The sequence below is a fragment of the Paenibacillus liaoningensis genome, from assembly GCF_059609455.1.
In genome coordinates, this window is the sequence record NZ_JCAALU010000014.1 from 184,291 (window position 1) to 207,589 (window position 23,299).

General features: G+C 48.0%; 25 protein-coding genes. 19 read left to right on the top strand and 6 right to left on the bottom strand.

The features are described 5' to 3' along the window. Positions 1-17 precede the first annotated feature (17 nt). Positions 18-1,118, top strand: a complete 1,101-nt coding sequence (locus AC6B99_RS22320; protein WP_496664276.1) for a glycosyltransferase — start codon at positions 18-20, stop codon at positions 1,116-1,118. A gap of 441 nt (positions 1,119-1,559) precedes the next feature. Further along, complete coding sequence (locus AC6B99_RS22325; RefSeq protein ID WP_056028955.1) at positions 1,560-2,177, top strand: immunity protein Imm33 domain-containing protein; 618 nt, start codon at positions 1,560-1,562, stop codon at positions 2,175-2,177. Between the two features lie 208 nt (positions 2,178-2,385). On the opposite strand, the gene AC6B99_RS22330 is transcribed toward AC6B99_RS22325, so the two are convergent. Next, on the bottom strand, positions 2,386-3,039 hold the full coding sequence (locus tag AC6B99_RS22330; RefSeq protein WP_056028953.1) for a hypothetical protein: 654 nt from the start codon (positions 3,037-3,039) through the stop codon (positions 2,386-2,388). 176 nt (positions 3,040-3,215) lie between these two features. Here AC6B99_RS22330 and AC6B99_RS22335 point away from each other — a divergent pair, with 176 nt between their 5' ends. After that, positions 3,216-3,545 (top strand): ArsR/SmtB family transcription factor, encoded by a 330-nt coding sequence (locus tag AC6B99_RS22335; protein ID WP_056028951.1) that lies wholly within the window; start codon positions 3,216-3,218, stop codon positions 3,543-3,545. Positions 3,546-3,720: 175 nt separating this feature from the next. Further along, positions 3,721-5,487, top strand: coding sequence for a SulP family inorganic anion transporter (locus AC6B99_RS22340; protein WP_496664277.1), 1,767 nt, complete (start codon positions 3,721-3,723; stop codon positions 5,485-5,487). A gap of 102 nt (positions 5,488-5,589) precedes the next feature. On the opposite strand, the gene AC6B99_RS22345 is transcribed toward AC6B99_RS22340, so the two are convergent. After that, the gene (locus AC6B99_RS22345) at positions 5,590-6,288 is read right to left on the bottom strand and encodes a hypothetical protein (protein WP_056028947.1); all 699 of its coding nucleotides are present in this window, start codon (positions 6,286-6,288) and stop codon (positions 5,590-5,592) included. A gap of 392 nt (positions 6,289-6,680) precedes the next feature. Next, complete coding sequence (locus tag AC6B99_RS22350) at positions 6,681-6,974, bottom strand: DUF2627 domain-containing protein (RefSeq protein WP_056028943.1); 294 nt, start codon at positions 6,972-6,974, stop codon at positions 6,681-6,683. A gap of 226 nt (positions 6,975-7,200) precedes the next feature. On the opposite strand from AC6B99_RS22350, the gene lpdA reads away from it, so the two are divergent. The 5 genes from lpdA to lipB all read left to right on the top strand — a co-directional run bounded on the left by lpdA (position 7,201) and on the right by lipB (position 13,065). Further along, positions 7,201-8,628, top strand: coding sequence for a dihydrolipoyl dehydrogenase (gene lpdA, locus AC6B99_RS22355; protein ID WP_496664278.1), 1,428 nt, complete (start codon positions 7,201-7,203; stop codon positions 8,626-8,628). Between the two features lie 217 nt (positions 8,629-8,845). After that, positions 8,846-9,880 carry a thiamine pyrophosphate-dependent enzyme gene (locus tag AC6B99_RS22360; RefSeq protein ID WP_494858673.1) on the top strand — a complete coding sequence of 345 codons (1,035 nt, stop codon included), beginning with the start codon at positions 8,846-8,848 and terminating at the stop codon, positions 9,878-9,880. Beyond that, positions 9,880-10,863 carry an alpha-ketoacid dehydrogenase subunit beta gene (locus AC6B99_RS22365; RefSeq protein WP_056028937.1) on the top strand — a complete coding sequence of 328 codons (984 nt, stop codon included), beginning with the start codon at positions 9,880-9,882 and terminating at the stop codon, positions 10,861-10,863. The genes AC6B99_RS22360 and AC6B99_RS22365 overlap by 1 nt, the downstream gene beginning before the upstream one ends. A 91-nt stretch (positions 10,864-10,954) precedes the next feature. Continuing rightward, complete coding sequence (locus AC6B99_RS22370; RefSeq protein WP_494858675.1) at positions 10,955-12,301, top strand: 2-oxo acid dehydrogenase subunit E2; 1,347 nt, start codon at positions 10,955-10,957, stop codon at positions 12,299-12,301. A 17-nt stretch (positions 12,302-12,318) separates the two neighbouring features. Further along, the gene (lipB, locus tag AC6B99_RS22375; protein WP_494858677.1) at positions 12,319-13,065 is read left to right on the top strand and encodes a lipoyl(octanoyl) transferase LipB; all 747 of its coding nucleotides are present in this window, start codon (positions 12,319-12,321) and stop codon (positions 13,063-13,065) included. On the opposite strand, the gene prli42 is transcribed toward lipB, so the two are convergent. Beyond that, positions 13,021-13,146, bottom strand: coding sequence for a stressosome-associated protein Prli42 (gene prli42 / locus AC6B99_RS22380; protein ID WP_150131586.1), 126 nt, complete (start codon positions 13,144-13,146; stop codon positions 13,021-13,023). The two genes, lipB and prli42, sit on opposite strands and share 45 nt — an antisense overlap. 48 nt (positions 13,147-13,194) lie before the next feature. Here prli42 and AC6B99_RS22385 point away from each other — a divergent pair, with 48 nt between their 5' ends. Continuing rightward, on the top strand, positions 13,195-14,322 hold the full coding sequence (locus AC6B99_RS22385; RefSeq protein ID WP_056028931.1) for a M20/M25/M40 family metallo-hydrolase: 1,128 nt from the start codon (positions 13,195-13,197) through the stop codon (positions 14,320-14,322). Between the two features lie 135 nt (positions 14,323-14,457). Here the strand turns inward: AC6B99_RS22385 and mciZ are convergent, their stop codons facing one another. Further along, entirely contained in the window at positions 14,458-14,601 is a 144-nt protein-coding gene (gene mciZ / locus AC6B99_RS22390) for a Z-ring formation inhibitor MciZ (protein WP_081418565.1), read from the bottom strand. 112 nt (positions 14,602-14,713) lie between these two features. Between mciZ and AC6B99_RS22395 the strand changes: the two genes are divergently transcribed. From AC6B99_RS22395 to fur, 3 genes are all read left to right on the top strand, one after another. Next, positions 14,714-15,277 carry an NUDIX domain-containing protein gene (locus tag AC6B99_RS22395; RefSeq protein ID WP_056028929.1) on the top strand — a complete coding sequence of 188 codons (564 nt, stop codon included), beginning with the start codon at positions 14,714-14,716 and terminating at the stop codon, positions 15,275-15,277. 90 nt (positions 15,278-15,367) lie between these two features. After that, a complete protein-coding gene (spoIIM, locus tag AC6B99_RS22400) occupies positions 15,368-16,012 on the top strand; it encodes a stage II sporulation protein M (protein ID WP_494858680.1) in 645 nt (214 codons plus the stop codon). A gap of 105 nt (positions 16,013-16,117) precedes the next feature. Next, positions 16,118-16,585: a ferric iron uptake transcriptional regulator gene (fur, locus tag AC6B99_RS22405; RefSeq protein ID WP_056028925.1), complete on the top strand. Its 468-nt coding sequence runs from the start codon at positions 16,118-16,120 to the stop codon at positions 16,583-16,585. Positions 16,586-16,681: 96 nt separating this feature from the next. On the opposite strand, the gene AC6B99_RS22410 is transcribed toward fur, so the two are convergent. Further along, complete coding sequence (locus AC6B99_RS22410) at positions 16,682-17,842, bottom strand: S8 family peptidase (RefSeq protein WP_056028923.1); 1,161 nt, start codon at positions 17,840-17,842, stop codon at positions 16,682-16,684. A 192-nt stretch (positions 17,843-18,034) separates the two neighbouring features. Here AC6B99_RS22410 and ald point away from each other — a divergent pair, with 192 nt between their 5' ends. The 6 genes from ald to AC6B99_RS22440 all read left to right on the top strand — a co-directional run bounded on the left by ald (position 18,035) and on the right by AC6B99_RS22440 (position 23,044). Beyond that, a complete protein-coding gene (ald, locus tag AC6B99_RS22415; RefSeq protein ID WP_056028921.1) occupies positions 18,035-19,150 on the top strand; it encodes an alanine dehydrogenase in 1,116 nt (371 codons plus the stop codon). A gap of 80 nt (positions 19,151-19,230) precedes the next feature. Further along, a complete protein-coding gene (locus AC6B99_RS22420) occupies positions 19,231-19,464 on the top strand; it encodes a DUF4227 family protein (RefSeq protein ID WP_056028919.1) in 234 nt (77 codons plus the stop codon). Positions 19,465-19,571: 107 nt separating this feature from the next. After that, the gene (gene xerD / locus AC6B99_RS22425; protein ID WP_496664279.1) at positions 19,572-20,462 is read left to right on the top strand and encodes a site-specific tyrosine recombinase XerD; all 891 of its coding nucleotides are present in this window, start codon (positions 19,572-19,574) and stop codon (positions 20,460-20,462) included. A 135-nt stretch (positions 20,463-20,597) separates the two neighbouring features. Next, entirely contained in the window at positions 20,598-21,782 is a 1,185-nt protein-coding gene (deoB, locus tag AC6B99_RS22430) for a phosphopentomutase (protein ID WP_496664280.1), read from the top strand. Between the two features lie 101 nt (positions 21,783-21,883). After that, complete coding sequence (locus AC6B99_RS22435) at positions 21,884-22,708, top strand: purine-nucleoside phosphorylase (protein WP_494858686.1); 825 nt, start codon at positions 21,884-21,886, stop codon at positions 22,706-22,708. Between the two features lie 165 nt (positions 22,709-22,873). Further along, positions 22,874-23,044 (top strand): aspartyl-phosphate phosphatase Spo0E family protein, encoded by a 171-nt coding sequence (locus AC6B99_RS22440; RefSeq protein WP_081418563.1) that lies wholly within the window; start codon positions 22,874-22,876, stop codon positions 23,042-23,044. The last annotated feature ends 255 nt before the right edge of the window (positions 23,045-23,299 follow it).

Consider the following 23,299-nt stretch of genomic DNA (forward strand, 5'->3'; position numbering starts at 1 on the left):
GTGAGGTTGGTGAAAATGTGAATATTTTAATGTTCGTTTCGCAGTTAAATACTGGAGGAACCGAAAAATACATTCATTCTGTTTCCCGATATTTAATATCAAAAGGGTTTCGAATTGGCGTTGTTACTATGGGAGGGCCACTTTTAAATTCGTTTAAAAAAGCAGGGATTACTGTTCACCTTCTATCCCCCAAAAAAAAATCGTTAGTAGAACGAATATCCTTATTATCCTTGATCATTTCCAAAGGAAGGTACGGGCTTTTACACGCCCATGATTCTATGTCATTTCGATATGCAGCAATTTTGCATCGACAATATAAAATACCATTGATTGCTACTGTGCATGGTACTTATCATAAACAATCTGCTTTGTTAGCTACGTCAAAAGTGGCAAAACATCTCATTGCTGTTTCGCCAAATTTATCAAACTGGTTGGTTAGACACATGAAAATTTCTTCCAATAAAATCCTAATGATACCTAATGGGATCGATACTCTAACATTCAATTCGATATCTAATAAAAAAAAGTGGAGAAAAGCACTTACTTTACCACTATCTGCCCAGATTCTTGTTTATGCTGGAAGATTCTCATCTGATAAATTGCCCATAGCAAAAAAAGTGATCTTGGCATCAGAGATTGTTGCAAAAAATAACCTTAATTTTGTAGCTGTTTTATTTGGCCCTGGTTCTTCCGTGACGAGATCAAAACTCGAAGAACTTGCTGCTAAAGCTAACCGCCGTCTTGGTAGACGAGCAATATATATTCGTCCTCCCTTACCAGACATACAACATGCTTATTATGCAGCAGATGTCATTGTGGGGACAGGGCGTGTTGCACTTGAAGCCATGGCGTGTGCAAGACCAGTTATCGCGACAGGAGTTGCGGGATACTGCGGTGTAGTAGAGCCTAAGAATATAAACGAAATAATTCGAATTCACTTTGGAGATCATGGAGCTATTGTATCTATCACTGTTAAAAAGCTATCGGAAGATGTCAATAGCATATTAAGTAGACCCCGTAGGGCTCGATTATTAGGTGAATTTGGTGCGAAAACAGTGAAGGACAGATTTTCAATAAAAAAAGTTGGTTCTCAGCTTATTCAAGCGTATATGAAATAACGTCACGAATCCAACCCGTTCCGAATACAATGAAGGGATTTGACATTACTACGAAAATCGCTTAACTTGTTCTTAGGCGATTTTGCCCGTAATTAATCCTACTGGAACCCGATAAATATTTGGTTTTGGTAGGTTGTCTATCATTAAAGAAGTAAGTCCCAAATAATGACTTCACTCCCTCAATACTCTTGATGCACAGGGCTTCGGCAACATTGATTCGATTTCATTTATCTTCGGCTATACGATTAACATCAGCAAGTCGAAACCGACCAATAGCGAATTGCCTATACCGTTTGTTATTGGATTGTGATAGTCCAATAACAAACGGTATTTTATTTTTCAAAAAATTTCTCGCTTGTAGTCGCACAATTAAACTATTGTTATAATGGCATTATGGGCATACGGCTGCTAAATACTACGAATGAATAAGGTGGAATATTCATGACTTGGACGCTTGATAGCGTATATGATCGAAACAAAGAAGCGCCTTACACTTTTTATTTGCCTAGCCCTCCAATGTTAAAGCTGTTACAGGCCGGGGATCTTGTAAAATTGATTTTTTTGTCCGATGAGGAGCACGAGCAATTTATTGGCGAAAGAATGTGGGTTGAAATTGTGGAGCGTAATGAGGACAACTTCAAGGGCTTACTCAGAAATATACCATCTTACATAACTGAACTAAGCTATGGACAAGAAATTCAATTTACTTATGAGCATATATGCGATACGAAGCTGGAAGATCCAGAAGCGAGCAAATGGAATTATTATATGGATACAAAAATCGTAATGACCCGAGATGCTCTAGAAAAGAGAAGCTTCAATCTCATGCTGAAAGATGAGCCGAATGAAGAAAATCATTTAGGCTGGATCTTTTTTAGCGGCCATGAACCTGAAGGATACAATGGGAATCTGGAAAATTACCAAATTGTATCACTTGGAGCGGCGCTTAATATTGACGATTCTTTTTTAGCATTTGTAGATGACGAACCGTTTTCTGCATATGAACGAAATACCGAGACGGGTCAATTTGTTAAAATCATTGATTATGATTGGGGTTGATTCATAAATTGGATAGTTAATGTTACGAGGTGCAACAGCAGAAAAAAAGCCCATGTGAGTTCGAATAAAACGTAAGTTGCCGCACAACAAACATAGTATTCAGCAGAACCCAGCATGAGCTGCTCCCATCTCAGAGAAATCGAATTTGATTAACTAGAGAATCTAGGCTTCTGCTTGCCCGTCCCTAATCAAAGTTAGATTTTCTCACTTAGCTCGATAATCCGTCTTTTTCATCAGTCAGAGCGCTGCGCTTCTCCATAAAATCATGTAAGGCTAGATGGAAGCGTTCAAACGGGAGAGATAAAAATTCGATTCTTTTTCTAATGCGAGCTTGTTTCGCCGGTTCATCATGATAAAACATGAATTGATCTATATTTTTATCCAGCTTCTCTCTAAGTGTTAAAATAAAACCGATCGCGATATGGGTTTGAGCCAATTCCTGCAAATCGGCAGCAAGCGCTTCGCTTAAGCTGCGCATGTTTGGAAGCTTTAAAGAATGATGAATGGAAAAGGAGTCTGGTGTGTAATCTACGCGGAAGTCCTGTCCAGGCACTTGCTCCCAAAAATCGTTCCACTGCTGCAAATATCCCGTTTCATAAAGGACATATTTAATAAACCCACATAACCATGCGGTACAGCTTGTATTGCGGCGCTGGCATCCAACCCGATCTGAAAGATGTCGGCAGCCGCTGCAGCAGGAACCGCTATTTGAAATGCAAACTTTGCAAATATGGTCAGAACCTATTGCTTGCAGGGAGGCCATTCCAAGGTCAATGACCACTTGCTTGCTTATTTTTTGTGGTCCTTCATCAAGGATTAGCGAATTTTCTCTAGATGGTTGTTGAATCGTAAAGCCGGGCATTCGAATCCTTTCCTCTCCTGTGAATCATTTTAAAATCAAATATTCAAAAGTATGAATATATTAAGTATTATACGCGCCATGAAAATAATCAACAAGCCTACAGTTCATTATCAATCATTTCTGGATGTATGCTATGATATTCATATATTCAAAAGTTTACTATTAAGGAGCAGTTTATGAATCAGCACATTCAACAGTTTAAAGCCGATTTTTATAAAGCTTTGGCTCATCCAATGAGAATTCGCATCCTTGAAGTGTTAAGCGAAGGGGAAAAGAACGTAAATGAGCTGCAAAGCATTTTAGGATCGGAAGGTTCCGCCGTATCGCAGCAACTTGCTGTATTACGCAACAAAAACGTTGTCCACAGTGTGAAAGAAGGCACCTCGGTCATTTACTCCTTACGTGATCCATTAATTAAGGATTTATTGTCGGTAACGAAACAGATTTTTGACAATCATCTCGTCGACGCTATATCCTTATTGGAAAATATTCGTAAAGAACCATAATTGAAAAAACAAGGGAATCCGTGAGCATCAAATAGGAAAACCTTGTTTTTTTGCTTTTTATAACGACTTATACGCATCCTTGACTGATTCGTGTGTTTGACATAAAGGGAGCACAGGAGTATCTTTTCTTTATATTCAAATAATCAAATATATGAAGAAAAGAAGGTTATGAAAAATGAAGGGGAGAGGGAGATTTGATGGATATCATTTATCTGCGCTTCGCAAGGACATGGTCTCGGGTGTCATTGTCGGTATTATCGCCATTCCACTCGGAATGGCGTTTGCTATTGCTTCAGGCGTCAGGCCTGAATATGGACTATATACGACCGTTATAGCGGGCATCCTTATCTCGACTTTCGGAGGTTCAAAATTTCAGATTGGTGGCCCAACGGGTGCTTTTATTCCTATTCTGTTCGCTATTGTACTGCAATATGGGTACGAAAATTTATTGCTTGCCGGTTTTCTGGCTGGCATTATGCTTGTGGCTATGGGCCTTTTTAAGCTAGGCTCGTTGATTGCCTTCATACCTCGGCCTGTTACAATTGGGTTTACCGCGGGCATTGCCGTAATCATCTTCAGTGGACAAATGGCTAGCTTTTTGGGTTTGAAGGGGATCGAAAAGCATGAGGATTTTTTGTCCAATATGAAAGAAATCGGGTTACATGCTTCGACTATAAATAGCTACAGTCTGCTGACGGCCGGAATTTGTTTGATAATTATTTTGCTGGCTCCGAGATTTATGCCTAAGTTGCCTGGGTCATTGCTGGGGCTCGTTGTTTCGAGCTTCGTCGCTGCTTTGTTTTTCAACGGGGAGGTGGCAACTATAGGTTCTGCTTATGGAACGATTCCGAGCACGCTGCCTGCTTTTCGTATACCTGACATGACCTGGGAGCGAATAGTGAATTTGCTTAAGCCTGCTTTTATTATTGCTATGTTGGGCGGGATTGAATCGCTGCTGTCCGCTGTAGTAGCCGATGGCATGACTGGCAATCGGCACAACAGCAATCGCGAGCTTATTGGGCAGGGAATTGCCAATATGATAACGCCGTTTTTTGGTGGAATACCGGCAACGGGAGCCATTGCACGAACAGCTGCTAATATTAAAAGCGGAGCGGTCTCACCGATTTCGGGCATCGTTCATGGCTTCGTCGTTTTGCTGGTGCTTATACTGTTTGCGCCTTATGCGTCCGATATCCCGCTTGCTAGCATGGCTCCAATCTTAATGGTAGTTGCGTGGAACATGAGTGAACGAAGCGCTTTTATGCATATTTTAAAAACGAAAACGAGTGATTCCCTTTTACTTGCCATCACTTTTATTCTCACCGTATTTACGAATTTGACAACAGCAGTAGAAGTGGGATTACTGATGGCTCTGCTTTTATTTGTGAAACGTATGAGCCAATCCTTAACGGTCGAGAAGGTGCTGCCAGATCCTAACCATAAACATGAAAAAGTCAGAGCAAATATGGTATATGAAGGTCATGATTGTCCCCAAATCAGTATATATACGATTGACGGACCTTTGTTTTTTGGGGCGGCGAATAAGTTTGAACAGGATATGAGGGATACGGTTCAACAGAGGTGTACCATTTTGCTGCTGCGTCTCGGGAAAGTGCCCTTTATGGATACGACAGGAGCAGCCAATCTGACTACTATAGTCAAGGCGTTCCAGAAGCTCGGAGGAATCGTACTGATGACAGGGGTCCAGCCGCAGCCGTTGCAAGTGCTCAAAAAAACAGGTTTATATGAGCGGATCGGGGCTCATCACTTCTTTGATCATACTGGTGAAGCGATCGGCTGTGCCTTGATCCATCTGGATTCGAATAAATGTTTGGGATGTAAGCACTTTGTATTCCGTGAATGTACCGCGCTAGCCAATATGGAATCGCAAAGCGCAACAAATCGAAGTCTAGAACATAGTGGACATCATCCTTCTTTTTAAGGAAGTGCTACGATAAAAAAACCGCTCCTCTATTGGTTACAGAGAACCAGTAAAGGAGCGGGATTATCCATTAACCTCATGGACGTATAAGCTGTTCAATCGTTATACCCGAATATCGATGGATTGCGCAGCTGCAGATGACGGTACGTTTGCTTTCTGTGCAGAAGCTTGGGGTTCTTCCTCTGTTTGCCTATTGTTGCGTTCCCTTACCTTGTCTTGATTTGCGACTGAACCTACGAGCATTTTGCCACCAACAGTTTCCGTCTCATTCTCTGAAGAGCTGTCATCCGTTGTTCCCAAATCGTCAACCAGTTCTTTCATTTTTTGATCCACGACATGGATTTGGCGAGTAGTTTTGGCCATCATTTCCCGTTTCAGCTTGAATACGGTTTGCTCGGCGTTTTCCAGCATAGCGAATTTTCCAGCGTCGTTGTGCGGATTCGATTCTATGACCATGCGATCAAAACGAATGCCGCTTTCCATTGTGACGTTGGAGCCTTGCAGTTTTTCGCGAACACCGGCGAGCTTGCCGAGATGATCATAGGTCATGCTGTTTTTAACAGCCTGGTCCATATTTTTCTCAGGATTGTCCGAAGTGCTTTTTTTAGGCTGGTCGTCCTTAGAGGCGCCCATTTTAGTTTTTTCCTGAATTTCTTCCGCGCGAATCTGTGAAATTTGTGCGTCAATTTGGGAAATAGAAGCGGTTAACGCTTTAACGCGTTCCATTTTCAGCTTCGTGTCGAGCTTTTCATTCGTTTTGACGGATTGCATTTCTTCGTTTAATCTTGCTTTTTGCTTCATGAGTGCCTGAATTTCTTTTTCGCGAGGCGAAGCGGATGTGGTTTCTCGCGATGAAGCAGTTGAAGCGGATTTTGACCGTGATGCTGATGAGGCAGACGATATTGCAGAAATGGAAAGCACCCCCTTTTATTGATTATGATGATTGCCTAATGGTTATATCGGAAATAATGGAAACGAAAATAATATATATGACGGAAAAATGAAAATTTATTATAGATTTTTACAATACAGCTATCAGCTTCGTCAAGGTTTACACATTGTGGGGTGGATGATCGCTACACGCTATACTCTGCAAAAAAAACAAAAGCCCCCACGGGCCACTAGATGAAATGTGGCGTACCAGCAGGAGCTTGATTTGATGCAAGGGAGCAATGATTGCAGCGTTTAAGCGGCTAAGCGGTTGGCTTTGGCGGCTTGGGGCGCTTTGGACGGAAACGGGAAGCGACATAGTTGCGCTTGCGGTCGCGAAAAAAAGTCCAGCCGCCGATAAAGCCGACACCAATGGCGAACATCAGCAGGCCCAGCAGGAAGGGCAGCCATTCAAAGTTTGGCTGAATATCATCGTAGCCGAAGGATACAAAATAGTTGTAGACAGCATTTTTCATTTTCAAAAATCCAATGCAGGCAAGTATGCCTGGAATGACGAGCAGCAAAATAGCAATCAGCCTTGCTGTAACTAGCTTCATAATCGAATGACTCCTTAATAATAGTGAGATAGGCTTGTGCTATTATGATACCCTTTTCAGGGAAAAGTGTCTATTTCCGAAAAGTTTACGATGAAAACCGCTGCTAAAAAGGTTACAATAATAATGATGCAAACAAACGACGCTCTTAAATATAGCGGAGATGGTGACTAATCAAGGACATCATTTGCTAGCATACATATAGAAATACAGGTGGAGGTTAAAATAGATGGCGATAGAAGTAGATGTAGCTGTGCTGGGCGGCGGCCCGGGAGGTTATACGGCGGCAATCCGCGCGGCCCAAATGGGGAAAAGCGTAGCGATCGTCGAAGCGGACAACCTTGGCGGAACTTGTCTGCATAAAGGTTGTATTCCTAGCAAATCGCTGCTTAGAAGCGCAGAAGTATACGCCACCTTGCTGGAGTCTGATGCCTATGGCATTACAATAGCTGACGGAGCGATCTCGCTGCAATTCGATAAAGTGCAAAGCCGCAAGGAGCAGACGGTGGAACAGCTTTATAAAGGGCTGCAATATTTAATGAAAAAACATAGCATTCAAGTCATTAAAGGCAGAGGCCGCGTCATTGGCCCTTCCATTTTCTCGCCTCGCAGCGGATCGCTTGCTGTTGAGCTGGCAGATGGAGAAATGGAGCAGGTCGTTTCCAAAAACCTGATTATTGCAACAGGCTCCAGACCGCGTTCTTTGCCTGGCCTAACGCCAGATAGCGAGTATATTCTCACAAGCGATGACGCGCTTGCATTAGAAGAGCTTCCGGCTTCGATTCTGATCGTTGGCGGCGGTGTAATTGGCGTGGAATGGGCATCGATGATGCAGGACTTTGGCGTGCAGGTGACGCTCGTTGAAGCGGGAGCAAGGCTGCTTCCTGGCGAGGATGCCGAGGTGTCGGCTGAGCTTACGCGATTGCTCAAGCGCCGCGGCGTTCGTGTACTTACAAGCGTGCAGCTCAGCACGACTGAGCTAAGTGTGGGAGACGGGGAAGTTTCGATACCGGCTACGACTGCGGATGGCGATGTGCTGCTAAGTGCAAGCAAGCTGCTGCTGGCCGTAGGCCGTCAAGCAAATGTGGAAGGAATCGGGCTTGAAAATACCGATATTCGCACGAAGGACGGCTTTATTCAAATTAATGAATTTGGCCAGACGAATGAGCCGCATATTTATGCGATCGGCGATTGCATCGGCGGAGTCCAGCTTGCGCATGCAGCAGCGCATGAAGGAATTGCTGCTGTGGAGCATATGGGCGGACAGGGTCATGCGGCGATAGAGCCTCATCTCATAACCCGCTGTGTATACTCGCGTCCGGAAATTGCCTCCTACGGATTGACGGAGGATGGGGCGAGAACGAAAGGCCATGACATTAAGACGAGTAAAATCCCGTTTCAAGCGATTGCCAAAGCACTCGTGCTTGGAGATGCCGACGGCTTCGTGAAAGTGATAGCCGACCGTACAACGGGCGACATATTGGGCGTCCATATGATAGGCCCGCATGCGACCGATCTTATTTCGGAAGCTGCGCTTGCTGGATTTCTCAATGCAACACCTTGGGAAGTCGGGCAATTGATTCACCCGCATCCAACGCTGTCTGAAGCGCTGGGTGAGGCGATGCTGGCGATAGACGGAAAGGCGACTGCGATTTAGCAGCTGCCCATGCTTGCTTAAAGCATGGGTTTTCTTTTTCCGTAAAAAGAGGTTATAATGGGTAATATCAAGTATTAGTACCTGGTTTTAATTGTAGTCAGGCGTAGACGGTTGCCCTCGTACTTTGGCGGCAAAAGCACGTTTCGCGGTAAAATAGAAGCCGAGTATAAGCGCGTAGCTTAAACACTCTTGCATTTTTAAAGGAGGCCGAATTCTCATGGGGAAATCCGGTTCAATTGAGCAGCAATCCCGTCATGCCGCAGTTGGCTTAACGGATGAGCAGGCTGTCGAAATGTATGCCATGATGCAGCTGGCGCGAAAGTTTGATGAGCGCAATTTGCTGCTGCAGCGGGCAGGAAAAATCAACTTCCACGTATCGGGTGTGGGTCAAGAGGTGGCACAGGTAGCCGCGGCATTTGCTCTTGATCGTACAGTCGATTATTACTTGCCTTATTATCGGGATTACGGTTTTGTATTGTCCGTCGGAATGACGGTGAAGGAGCTAATGCTGTCCGTGTTTGCGAAAGCGGAAGATCCCAATAGCGGCGGCAGGCAGATGCCAGGGCATTTTGGCAGCAAAAGACTGCGTATTGTCACAGGCTCAAGTCCTGTAACGACCCAGGTTCCGCATGCTGTAGGCATTGCACTCGCTGCAAAGATGAAGAAGCAGGAGCTCGTAAGCTTCGTAACGTTTGGAGAAGGCTCGAGCAATCAGGGCGATTTCCATGAAGGCTGCAATTTTGCAGGCGTTCATAAGCTTCCGGTCATTTTTATGTGTGAAAATAATCAATATGCAATCTCTGTACCCGTTCACAAGCAGCTTGTAGGCCGCGTTGCGGATCGGGCGCTTGGTTATGGCTTCCCTGGCGTGCAAGTTGATGGCAATGATGCGCTGGAAGTGTTCCGCACCGTGAAAGAGGCGCGCGAGCGCGCGATTGCTGGCGAGGGGCCGACGCTTATTGAGGCTATGGTTTATCGCTTGTCTCCGCATTCGACTTCGGATAATGATCTTGCTTATCGGACGAAGGAAGAGGTCGATGAGAACCGGGCGAAGGATGGACTGCCAAAATATAGACAGTATTTGATCGACTGTGGACTCCTTACCGAGGAGAAGGATGCCGAGCTGCTTGCGGGCATTAAGAAGCAAATCGACGAAGCGACTGAATACGGCGACAAGGCAGCATTCCCAACGCCGGAATCGGTGCTTGACCATGTGTATGCAGGAGATGCTGGGCAAGGAGGCGACATTTAGTGGCAGTTATTGAATATATTGAAGCGATTAGGCTTGGCATGAAGGAAGAGCTAGAGCGCGATGAAGACGTGTTCGTGCTTGGCGAGGATGTTGGCGTCAAGGGCGGCGTTTTTACAACGACGAAAGGTTTAATTGACCAGTTCGGAGAGCAGCGCGTTATGGATACGCCCCTAGCGGAATCGGCAATTGCCGGTGTAGCTATTGGTGCAGCTATGTACGGGATGAAGCCAATTGCAGAAATGCAGTATTCGGACTTCATGTTTCCCGCAACGAATCAAATCATAAGCGAAGCGGCTAAAATTCGTTACCGCTCCAACAATGACTGGAGCTGTCCGATCGTTATTCGCGCCCCAATTGGCGGCGGGGTTTTTGGCGGGCTGTATCATTCCCAGTGTCCGGAATCGGTATTTTTCGGGACGCCTGGCTTGAAAATTGTAGCGCCATACCGGGCTTACGATGCGAAAGGGCTGCTAAAGGCTGCTGTACGCGACCCGGACCCGGTTCTCTTTTTTGAAAATAAAAAATGCTACAAGCTGATTACCGGCGAAGTACCAGATGACGATTATATTGTGCCGATTGGCAAAGCAAATGTATTGCGTGAAGGCGACGATATTACCGTCATCAGCTACAGCATGCCGCTGCTGTTCGTTGAACAGGCAGCGCAGGAGCTTGCCCAGGAAGGCATCAGCACTCATATACTTGATTTGCGCACGCTGCAGCCGCTTGATCAAGAGGCTATTTTGGAGTCTGTTCGCAAGACAGGCAAAGTGTTAATCATTCACGAGGATAATAAGACGGGCGGCGTTGGCGCCGAAGTGTCGGCTATTATTGCGGAGCAGCTGTTATATGAGCTGGACGCTCCTATTATGCGTTTATGCGGACCGGACGCTCCGGCGATGCCTATTAATCCGCCTGGCGAGAAGTTTTTCCTGCTGAATAAAGAAAAAGTGAAAGAGGCTATGCGCAATTTGGCTTTGTATTAATGCTTGCTCGAAGCAGTTATTTCGCTGCAATGCGTTAATTTGGACGAAAGCCAGTCCACGTAGCACAAGCCTTTAGGGAGATGGATAATTGATGAAATCGGTGACGGAGATTGTTATTCCGCAGCTGGCGGAATCGCTCGTATCGGCAACGATCGATAAGTGGCTTAAGCAGCCTGGCGACCACATTGACATGTATGAGCCCATTTGTGAGCTCATTACGGACAAGGTTAGCGCGGAGCTGCCTTCTACGGTATCGGGTACGATGGTTAAAATTTTGGTTGGCAACGGTGAAACGGTTCCTGTTGGGACGCCGGTATGCCTAATCGAAACGGAAGGCGCAGCAGAAATGCAGGCTACTGGCGGGGCGCCATCGGGTTATAGTGAAGCAGCGCAAGGCGCGGGCTTGTCTACAGCTCAGCAAGGCGGTGCACAGGAGGCGGAAGGAGATATGTCGATGCGCAATCGCTTCTCTCCAGCTGTTCAGAGGCTGGCAGCCGAGCATAATATTCGTTTGAGCGACGTTCCGGGGACTGGTCTTGGCGGTCGTATTACCCGTAAAGACGTGCTTACCTTCGTCGAATCGGGCGGAGCGGCAGGCAGTTCTGTGAGCAAAGCCAGCCCGCAAACCGGCCGGGAGCCAAGTATTGAGCAAGTTCGTTCAACTGGCTTGCATTTGACCGAAACGCCGCGCCTGCCAACGATTCAGCAATATGATTCTCCCGTTTCAGGGGTGCCTGGACGAGGCGAAGATTATATTGAGGTTACGCCGATTCGCGGCGCAATCGCACGTAATATGAAACAGAGCGTCACCGAAATTCCGCATGGGTGGATGATGATTGAGGTTGATGTTACGAATCTCGTCGTGCTGCGCAACAAGGTGAAAGATGAATTTATGAAGCGCGAGGGCATTAATTTGACCTATCTCGCTTTCGTGTTGAAAGCAGTCGTTAATGCGATCAAGGAATTCCCGATTATGAACTCCATGTGGGCGGTCGATAAAATCATCGTGAAGCGCGACATTAACATATCGCTTGCGGTAGGTACCGAGGAATCGGTTGCGACACCCGTCATAAAAAACGCCGATCACAAAACGATCGCGGGACTTGCGAAAGAAATCGACGACTTGGCTCGCCGTGGACGCGAAGGGCGCTTAACGCTGGCTGACATGCAGGGCGGTACGTTTACCGTTAACAATACGGGCTCCTTTGGCTCGATTATTACGCATCCGATCATTAACTACCCGCAAGCGGCCATTATGACGTTTGAATCGATTGTGAAGCGTCCGGTTGTCATTAATGACATGCTCGCGATTCGCTCGATGGCAAACCTCTGCTTGTCGCTGGATCACCGCATTTTGGACGGCATTATTTGCGGTCGTTTTATGCAAAAGGTGAAGGAGAATTTGGAGAGCTTCAACAACGATACGAAATTGTATTAGAAATGAGGGACGCCGCTATGACTGACTCTACTCATGTACCTTATGGGAAGAAACCGCTTGAAGCCCGTTATATTTCCATGCTTGGCTATGCGGAGGCATGGGAGCTGCAAAAATCGATGGTGAAGCAAGTTGATCAGGAGGAGCGTCTGGAGACGCTTCTCCTTCTTCAACATCCGCCGACCTATACGCTTGGCTCAGACCGCCATCCCGAGCATTTGCTGCTGGATGAGAAGGAGCTTGCAGAGCGGGGCATTTCTGTATTTGAAATTGATCGCGGTGGGGATATTACGTATCATGGGCCTGGCCAGCTTGTCGGCTATCCGCTGCTTTATCTGGATGCGGTCGGCCTCGATCTGCATGCTTATTTGCGCAACGTCGAACAAGTCATCATCAATTGGCTGAAGGATTATGGCATTGAATCAGGCAGGAAGCCCGAGTACACCGGCGTGTGGGTAGGGGATGAGAAAATTGCGGCTATCGGTGTGAAATTTAATCGGGCGCGAAAGCGCGGCGGATTTGTGACGAGTCATGGATTTGCGCTAAATATAGAGGCGGGCATTGCGGAGAGTGGCTTTAGCGGCATTGTGCCGTGCGGCATCGAACAGTTCGGCGTCACTTCATTTAATACGCTGACGGGCCGCGAGCTGTCGGTAAGTGAAGCGGCGCAGCAGCTGCTGCCGCATTTCTGCGATGTATTTGGTTTTGCGCAGGATGCTGTTCTAATAAGAGAACAGCATGCCGATGCCGGCAACCAAGCTGGATAACAGCATGGCAGCAATAACCACGATGGCTACAATTCGAACATACTTGGAAGGATTCACAAGGCAGATCTCCTTTCTAAACATTTCTATAAGCCCTATTATAGTCGAAAATGACGAACGGAGGAAACGTTAATGATTAATGAGCAACGGTTAGTAGATGAATTTGTACAATTAGTGAAAATTGATAGTGAAACGAAGCATGAGCAGCTTATAAGCGTTGAGCTTAAGAAAAAATTCGGAGAGCTGGGACTTTCGCTGGAAGAGGATGATGCGGCAGCCAAAACAGGTCATGGCGCGGGTAATCTATTTGCCTATCTGGAAGCATCCGGTGTGGAAAATGCTCCGACTATCTTTTTTACTTCCCATATGGATACGGTAACGCCTGGTGTAGGCATTAAGCCGCAAATTGATGCAGATGGGTACATACGCAGCGATGGCACTACCATTCTTGGAGCGGACGATAAAGCGGGTCTTGCCGCGATGTTTGAGGCGATTCGTGTGCTTAAGGAACAATCGATTCCGCATGGTCCTATCCAGTTTGTCATTACCGTAGGCGAGGAGTCGGGACTGCTCGGAGCTCGCGCGCTGGATGCGTCCAAGCTGAAGGCGAAATTCGGCTACGCGCTCGATTCAAATGGCTCAGTAGGCGAAATTGCGGTTGCTGCGCCAACACAGGCGAGAGTCACCATTGAGTTTCACGGCAAGTCAGCTCATGCTGGCGTTAACCCGGAAGCGGGAATCAGTGCGATCCAAGTGGCAGGAAAAGCGATTGCAAGAATGCCGCTCGGCCGCATCGATAAGGAAACGACAGCGAATATTGGCTCTTTTGAAGGCGGCGGCGCTACGAATATCGTCGTTGATTATGTGAAGCTGAATGCGGAAGCACGCAGTATTGTGCAGCATAAGCTGGATGCCCAGCTGGATGCTATGCGTGAAGCGGTAGAAAGTGCAGCAGCGGAGTTTGGCGCCAAAGGCGTGTTCAGCAGCGAGGTCATTTACCCGTCTTATTCGTACGATGAGAGCGATGCTGTTGTGCAGCTTGCCCAAACGGCGATTAAGGCGATCGGATTGACGCCAAAAACCTTCCACTCCGGCGGCGGCAGCGATGCCAATGTGTTTAATGGACTCGGCGTGCCGACGGTTAACTTGGCTGTTGGCTACGAGCATATTCATACGACGCAGGAACAAATTAAAGTAGCCGATCTAGTCAAAACGACGGAATTGGTCGTTGAGATTATGAAGCAGGCAGCTAAAGCTTAATAGGCCCTGCAGCATAGCAGTAGAGAAACCAAACAAGCGATAGGTCAGGAAAAGAGCATTTTCCCGGGCGTATCGCTTGTTTTCCATGTATTTAGGCGGCAGTCTGCTGGCGCTTTTATGATTCAGAACCCATTATTATGAGCTAGTTCGCGTCAAAAAGCTTGCTAACGGTTCAGAAGCTCCGCTTGCTGCCTTGCAGGACATGAGGCGCAGTTGATGGCGAATTTCCCATCCTTTGCCGACAAGGCGAAGATGGCTGACGCTTGTATAGGTTTTCATCGTTACCTAAGCTCCTTCACTATCAAAAATATTTGGATAAGGATAGGTATGCGGATATCGGACAAGTTATGCACGTTACTTTATTCTTACACGCAAAGGGGAATATTCATTCATGAATGAGGAAATTAATCGCTGGAAAGAAGAAACAACCCATACCGAACCGATTTTTTCTGGCAAAATCATTTCGCTGCAGGTAGATACGGTCGCCTTGCCGGATGGCAGTACGGCGACTAGGGAAATCGTCAAGCATCCGGGCGCTGCGGCTGTCATCGCTCTATTAAATGGCAAGCTGCTCGTCGTTGAGCAATACCGCAAGCCGCTGGAGAAATTTCAGATTGAGCTGCCGGCAGGCAAGCTGGATGCTGGTGAGGATCCACTCGAGGCGGCGAGGCGCGAGCTGGAAGAGGAGACGGGCTACAAAGCGGATACGCTGCAGCTTGTTAGCGCTTTTTATACGTCGCCGGGCTTTGCGGATGAGAAGCTGTATGTTTATTTCACGGATCAGGTCGTTTCTGGCAAGCAGCAGACGGATGAGGATGAGTTTCTGGAAGTGATGGCGATTACGCTTGAGGAAGCAGAAGCCTATATCTCCGAAGGCCGCATCAGTGATGCCAAGACGATTATGGCTGTCTACGTATGGAAGCTGTATTTGCTGACAGGCAAGCTGCCCATTTAGAAAGAGGAAGCGTATAAGCTCCTTCTCTCCCGTCATAGGTGTGCTTAAAGGAACATACACTTTATCACATGGGACAAGAGGGGGAAGGCTATGCGTTCGCGAATGGGGAAGGGGCCCGCAGGGAGCCAGCTGACGCTGTATGTGTTTGTGGGCGTGCTGTTTGTCGTGGGCGTCATTTTTGGCGGGTTGATGGTAAATGCGCTCACCTTTGAGCAGCAGCAGGATTTGGCTTCGGATATGAGCCAGTATGTACAGCTTATGCATGGCGGGGCGGTTGCGGATAGCGCGGCTACGTTTTGGGAGCGCGTTTTTTTTCATGGAAAATGGCTGCTGGTGCTGTGGTTCCTTGGCATTACCGTTGTCGGCATACCGCTGGTGCTGGCTATGGATTTTCTAAAAGGCGTGCTTGTCGGCTTTGCGCTCGGTACGCTCATTACACAATATTCATGGAAGGGCGTGCTGTTTTCGCTCGTCTCGATTGCGCCGCCTAATTTAATTATTGTGCCGGCCATTTTGATGGCGAGCGCTTCGGCGCTGTCTTTTTCGTTGTATGTGGTGAAAAATAGGCTGATGCGGCAAAACGGCACACTTGCCCCGCAAATGCTGAGCTTTACGACGACAGCGATGCTGATGCTGATGGTTTTAATCGGAGCCGCTTTGATTGAAGCTTACGTCTCTCCACTGTTAATGAGCTGGGCAGCACCGATTTTAGACGCTTCCGCCGCGGCAATCTGATGCCCAATCCACGCCAAAATGTTTGACTTTCACAAGGGTTTGACTCTATAATGAAAGCAAACGTTTTCTGATGTTGGCGCAGGCATGTGTGGTAGGGGGGAAATCATGGAAGCCCGGATTGATAAGATTAAACAACAGTTGCAGTCGCAGGGCTACAAATTAACCCCGCAGCGTGAAGCAACAGTACGTGTATTGCTTGAGAATGAGGAAGATCACTTGAGCGCGGAAGATGTGTTCATGCTTGTAAAGGACAAGGCGCCAGAAATTGGCCTTGCAACGGTGTATCGGACACTTGAGCTATTAAGCGAAATGCATGTAGTGGAGAAGCTTAATTTTGGCGACGGGGTTGCCAGATACGATCTGAGAACGGACAGCAGCAAGCACCATCATCATCATCTTATTTGTGTGCAATGCGGATCGATGGATGAGATTAAGGACGATTGGCTGCTGCCACTTGAGGAACGATTGGAAGAGGAATATGGTTTTTCGGTTCTCGACCATCGATTGGACTTCCAGGGCATTTGTCGTAAATGCAATGAGAAGAATGCGAATGCGAAAAAAGACGAATCATAAACGGCTTTGCTGCCCAGTGTTTCTGGACGGCGAAGCCGTTTTGGCGTTACATATGAGGAAAGACGTTCGGGTTGGAGAATAGCGCGGCCCGCTGGATCAGGAGCTTACATTGCGAATGCGCCCGAGCCGCAGCAGGCCGGAGCCTTGCGCAGTGGGCAAATAGCCTTTTAACGGTACAGACCACTTGCGAAGAACAGTCGATACACGGGCGGAGCTTAGCTTTGGCCTTACGGACAGCAATAAAGCAGCACCGCCAGCCACATGGGGAGACGACATGCTCGTTCCTGACATGATGGCATATTTGCCATTCAGCCAAGTAGAGATGATTTCTGTTCCCGGCGCGGCAACATCAATGCCCATTCCTCGATTGCTGTAATCGGCGATCTGGTTGAGCCGATTGGTAGCAGCGACAGCGATCGTCTCCGGAAAGGAAGCTGGCTCGTCGATCGTCGTCGTATTTGGCCCCTCATTGCCAGCTGAGGCAGTAATGACGATGCCCTGCTTCGCTGCCCGCTTGATCGCTTGGCGCAGCAAATCGCTGTGCTGGCCGCTGACGATGCCAAAGCTCATATTAATGACATTCATTTTGTTGCGAATGCACCATTCAATGGCATCTACAATGTCGGACACGTAGCCTGAACCGTAAAGGTCCAATGCCTTCACGGCATACAGCTTAATATTGGGAGCTACGCCATACAGTCCTGTTAAGCCTCTGCCTGCCGCAATGCCGGCAACATGAGTGCCATGGCCATTGTCATCGTAATAGCTTGTGCCGCCCATCGTATTGACACCGCCCGATATGCGCAGATCGGGATGCTTGGCAATGCCGGTATCAATAATGGCAAGCTTGACAGGTCTGCCAAGTGTGCGCTTCCAAGCAAGCGGCGCCTGTACTCTTTTAATATTCCAAGGCACCTTATTGGCGTCTACAGTCGTTTTTATAATGGGGAGATTTGGCTTTATGGTGCGGGTTGCCATTTGGGGAGCGGTATCATGCTTGCGGATTTTAACATCCCGCTCCATTAGCTTAACCTCAGGATGCCGGATAATATGTTTCCACGAGCTGCGCCGGTCAAGCAGAAAACCGATCATTTTGCAGCCAGGCATCGTTTTGAATGGATGAATGCCGCGCGATTCGAGCAGGCGCAAGCAGCGTTTATAGGAGCTGTGCGTAGTAAAGCTGATGAGCTGGCGTTCTGTATGTTTAGAAGGTTTATAGGCAGAACAGGAAGCGATCAGGTTATCTAATCGAGGCATGATGGGCTCCTCCTCCATTTATTAGGCAGACATGAGACTACTTGTGTAGTGTATGGAGGAGGGCGAGGTGTGGACTGGGTATTCGTCCCCAAGTACATATTTTTTGCAGCAGATGGAAATTGTATCGCTTAGGACAAGCCTTTGACGTACAATATGGCTATATCCCCATTATTTTCTTTAGGAGGTTTTTTCATGATCATTGGCGTTCCCAAAGAAATAAAAACGAGTGAATACCGGGTAGCATTGACGCCAGCAGGCGTCACCATGCTTAAAGCAGCGGGACATCAAGTGCTAGTACAGACAGGGGCAGGAGATGGCAGCGGCTTTCAAGACGGCGATTATGCAAGCGAGGGTGCCGTAATCGTAGACTCGGCTGCTGGAGTATGGGAACGCGCAGAAATGATTATGAAAGTAAAGGAGCCTCTCCCAGAGGAATATGGATTTTTCCGCAAAGGGCAGCTTTTGTTCACCTATTTGCATCTTGCGGCTGCGCCGGAGCTGGCGAAAGCTTTAATGGACAGCGAGGTTACTGCTATAGCCTATGAAACGATTCAGCTTCAAAATGGCAGTCTGCCGCTGCTGACGCCAATGAGCGAGGTTGCAGGACGTATGGCAGTACAAGTTGGCGCCCAGTTTCTGGAGGCGTTTAACGGCGGCAGAGGTGTCCTCCTGGGCGGTGTGCCTGGGGTAGCACCGGGGGAGGTCGTCATTATCGGGGGCGGCATCGTCGGTACGAATGCCGCGAAGGTTGCGCTTGGCATGGGAGCAACCGTCGTGCTGCTTGAGCGCAGTCTTGATCGAATGCGTTACTTGGATGATATATTTGGCGGCCGCATTCAGACCGTAATGTCGAGCACGTATCATATTGCCGAGGCGGTGGCGAAGGCGGATTTGCTTATTGGCGCTGTGCTGATTCCGGGGGCGAAGGCGCCTCATCTGGTGACGGAGGAAATGGTCAAAACGATGAAAAAAGGCGCAGTCATCGTCGATGTCGCCGTTGACCAGGGCGGCTCCATTGCAACGGTTGACCGGGCTACTACGCATAAGGACCCAGTTTACGTCAAACATGGCGTCATCCATTATGCGGTAGCGAACATTCCGGGTGCTGTGCCGCGCACCTCGACCTTTGCGCTGACGAATGTCACCATGCCTTACGCGCTGCTGCTCGCAAATGACGGGCTGGCGGCGATAAAGCTCAGCGAGCCTCTGCAGAAAGGCGTCAATACGCATAGCGGCAAATTAACCTATGAGCAGGTGGCGGCGGCACTGGAACTGCCATTTACACCGATTCAAACACTGCTTGCTTGAGCATATAAGCCCCTCTCTCATCATATGGTAAAATGGGCGGGACAAACCTGCTCGCATATATAGAGAGGGGCGAGAGGCTAATGGTATTGTCTGCGCGCAAATGGTTCAGCCGCTTCGTATTTATGCTGCTGTTCATCGGTTTGTTCATCGTCGCCACTGGCGGCTATGATTGGCTCGTTGATGTCGTGTCGCCAAGCAATCCTTATGAAGTTCCGCAAGGCGAGGCCGTTAAGGCCATTTGGCATAGTACATATGAGTGGGATAATGGTAATATAGCGGATAGGCTGCGCTTTTTCTATTGGTACGGCGAATAGCTGGGCAGGATAAAAAGCTCGCCAAGCAGGATTTATGATCCTTGGTGTGGAAATACCGAAGTACGCTTTAATGGCGTGCAAAGGCTGGAAGCATGAAAGGAAACAGGATGAAATCTTTGGTGAACTCATTTATTCGTTTTTTAAGCGTGGAACGCTCCTTGTCGAAAAATACCTTGGAGTCGTACGGGCGGGATTTGCTGTTTCTACTGGATTATATGGAAAGCCAGAATATCGAGGCAGCAGCGGCCGTGCAAAAGCATCATTTGGCGCATTATTTGCTGCAATTAAAGGAGGATGGGCGCAAGCCGTCTACTTTATCGCGGCATATCGTGTCGATACGCGCTTTCTTTCATTATTTGCTGGTTGAAGGTTTCATTGATCGCGACCCTTCCATCTATATTGAATCGCCGAAGCAGGAAACGAAACCGCCGCAAATTTTATCGATGGAGCATACAAGTCTGCTGCTGGATACGCCGCAATGCGTGACGACAGCAGGAAAGCGGGACAAGGCGATGCTGGAGCTGCTGTATGCGACAGGCATGCGCGTGTCGGAGCTGATTTCGCTGGATGTGCCAAGCGTCAACCAGCAGCTCGGCTTTATTCAGTGTGTAGGCAGCAACCGGAAGGAGCGTATTGTTCCATTTGGAAGAAAAGCTGCGGAAGCGCTGGAAGATTATTTGAAGCATGGGAGAATCGGGCTGCAGCGGCACGGCAAGCAGGAGGACGCGCTCTTTTTGAATCATTTGGGGACGCGGATGACGCGGCAGGGCTTCTGGAAGACGGTCAAAAAGTATGCAAAAGAGGCCGGCATTGAAGCGGATATTACGCCGCATACGCTGCGCCATTCGTTCGCTGCCCATTTGCTCGAAAACGGCGCTGATGTGCGTACCGTACAAGCGCTGCTTGGCCACGCCGATGTTGCTACAACCCAGAAATACTCCAAACTGACAAAGGTGAAAATGAAAGATGTATACAACAGCGCGCATCCACGCGCTTGAAAGATAGCAAAGTCAGCGGCTGCTTAAGACTAGGTCAGGCAGTGCGGATGCGCACCGAATGTTGGTGGAAAGTCAAACCTTTCACATAAGCACATTGTTCTTCACCAGATATACTACCAGAAAGGTTGGGACTACATGAGTAAATTTGATCGTATTGCCGTTATTGTGCTCGACAGCGTTGGAATTGGCGAACAGCCGGATGCGGAGGCGTTCGGCGACGTTGGCTCGCATACGCTTGGGCATATCGTAGAAAGAGTAAAGGGGACAAGCCTGCCAAATTTGCGCCAGCTTGGCCTTGACCGTATTGCGCCGCTCGGCGATTGGAAGCCGGCAGAGGGACAGTCTGGCGCTTACTATGGAAAAATGCAGGAGGTATCGGTTGGCAAAGATACGATGACCGGGCATTGGGAGCTGATGGGGCTGAAGCTGACTGTCCCTTTTCAGACGTTTCCAGGCGGGTTCCCGGATGAGCTGATCGCTTTATTCGAGGAGCGCACAGGACGCAAGGTCATCGGCAATAAGCCGGCAAGCGGTACGGAAATTTTGGACGAGCTGGGCGCTGAGCAAATGGAGACGGGAGCATGGATCGTCTACACTTCTGCTGACAGTGTTTTTCAAATTGCAGCGCATGAAGGCATCATCCCGCTAGACGAACTATACCGCGCTTGCGAAATTGCGCGTGAGCTGACGATGGATGAGCGATATACGGTAGGGCGGGTTATCGCCAGACCCTATGAAGGGGAGCCGGGCGCGTTCAAGCGTACGCCTAATCGCCATGATTATGCAGTCAAGCCGCCGGAGCCTACGGTGCTTAATGCCCTGCAAGATGGCGGACTCGACACGATTTCCATCGGGAAAATCAATGATATTTTTGATGGAGAGGGCATTAATGCTTCTACGCCCACGAAGAGCAACGCTGATGGCATCGCCCGTACGATAGCTGCTTTGAAGGAGCCTTTTAAGGGCTTGCTGTTTACGAATCTCGTTGATTTTGATTCCTTGTACGGACATCGCAGAGACCCAGAAGGCTACGCCGCCGCACTAGAAGAGTTTGACCGCGCTTTGCCTGAGCTTACGCAAACGATTGGACCGCGCGATTTGCTAGTCATTACCGCAGATCACGGCAATGATCCCGTTCATCCGGGTACGGACCATACGCGGGAATATGTGCCGCTGCTGCTTTATAGCCCAGCATTCAAGCAGCCTGGACAGCTAGCGTCGCGAGCAACCTTCTCCGATTTAGGAGCGACGATTGCCGACAACTTTAACGTAAAGACTCCGCCAAACGGCACAAGCTTTCTCGAATTGCTTGAAGCTTAATTGAATTATCTAAATTAAATAACGAACGAATGAATGAATCAACTAATGAATGAACGAATGAACTAAAGAATGAATGAACGAACGACTTGGAGGCTATAACTATGAGCGTAATTACAGCAGCACAAATTAAAGAAGCGGCATCCTACATTGCCGGACGTACGGACTTGTTGCCAGAGGTTGGCCTGATTATGGGCTCCGGTCTTGGTGTTTTAGGCGATCATTTGGAAAATCCAGTGACGATTGCGTACCACGATATTCCGCATTTCCCGGTGTCCACAGTGGAAGGCCATGCAGGAGAGCTTCTCATTGGCACCTTGTCCGGCCGGCCAGTACTATTGATGCGCGGCCGCTTTCATATGTATGAAGGCTACGGCCCAGAGCTGACGGCATTTCCGGTACGCGTAATGAAGGCACTTGGCGTATCAACGCTGCTTGTGACGAATGCGGCTGGCGGCGTCAACCTTGCGTTTGAATCCGGCAACCTGATGCTGATTTCTGACCACCTGAACATGACAGGCAAAAACCCGCTGATTGGCCCAAATGATAACGAGCTGGGCGTTCGTTTCCCTGATATGTCGGAGGCTTACAGCAAACGACTGCGCGGTATTGCCCGTGAACTTGCGGCAAGCCAAGGGCTTGCACTAGCTGAGGGAGTATACGCTGGACTGCTCGGACCGACGTATGAAACGCCTGCGGAAATTCGCATGCTGCGCGTTTTGGGGGCAGATGCTGTCGGAATGTCGACCGTTGCGGAAGTGATAACCGCAAGACATGCGGGAATTGAAGTTCTTGGCATTTCTTGTATTACGAATATGGCTGCGGGGATTTTGGATCAGCCGCTTAACCACGAAGAGGTTATGGAGACGGCAGAGCGCGTGAAATCTCAATTTTTAGACCTTGTAAAAGGTTTGGTTCCGCTCATTTAAAGAACAGTTTACTGCTTAAGTAGTTTAAATAAGCTGGAAATTGGTGTTATTTTGTCCGCAAACTTGTAACACAATTGTAACAATTGGCTCGACTCATTGTGACAGTATTTTAAAACGCCATCGTCGTATAATGTCCGTAATTATAGAAAAATGGAGTGGAGTTAAATGGACAAGCAATTGCTCTTGGAGATGGAGAAGTTGCGCGATAAAATGGTTGAGACGGCGCTTATCAAACAAACTTTTCTTCACCGAGAGGTACTGCGGCTAAGCCAATCGCTAGACGTTTTAATCGTGCGTGCGCAGGAAGAGCGACGGACCGTTTCCAGCCATAAATAAACAGAGCAAGTGGCATGAAGCGTATGTTGAGAACTGCCAAATGATGCTTAGCGAAGGCGACTGTCGCAATAAAAAGGGGTAATTAGATTTAATTAGCAGGTAATGACGTAAAAAAATTCAAAAACCGTTCTTGCAGGAAGCTAAAGCTTCTGCGAGGGCGGTTTTTTTTACGAATATAAGCATTTTGGAATAATTTACATAAAAACAGGCGACACTGTGGAAGACAAGCGTAAACGGCTGAAGCCGTCCTTTGGC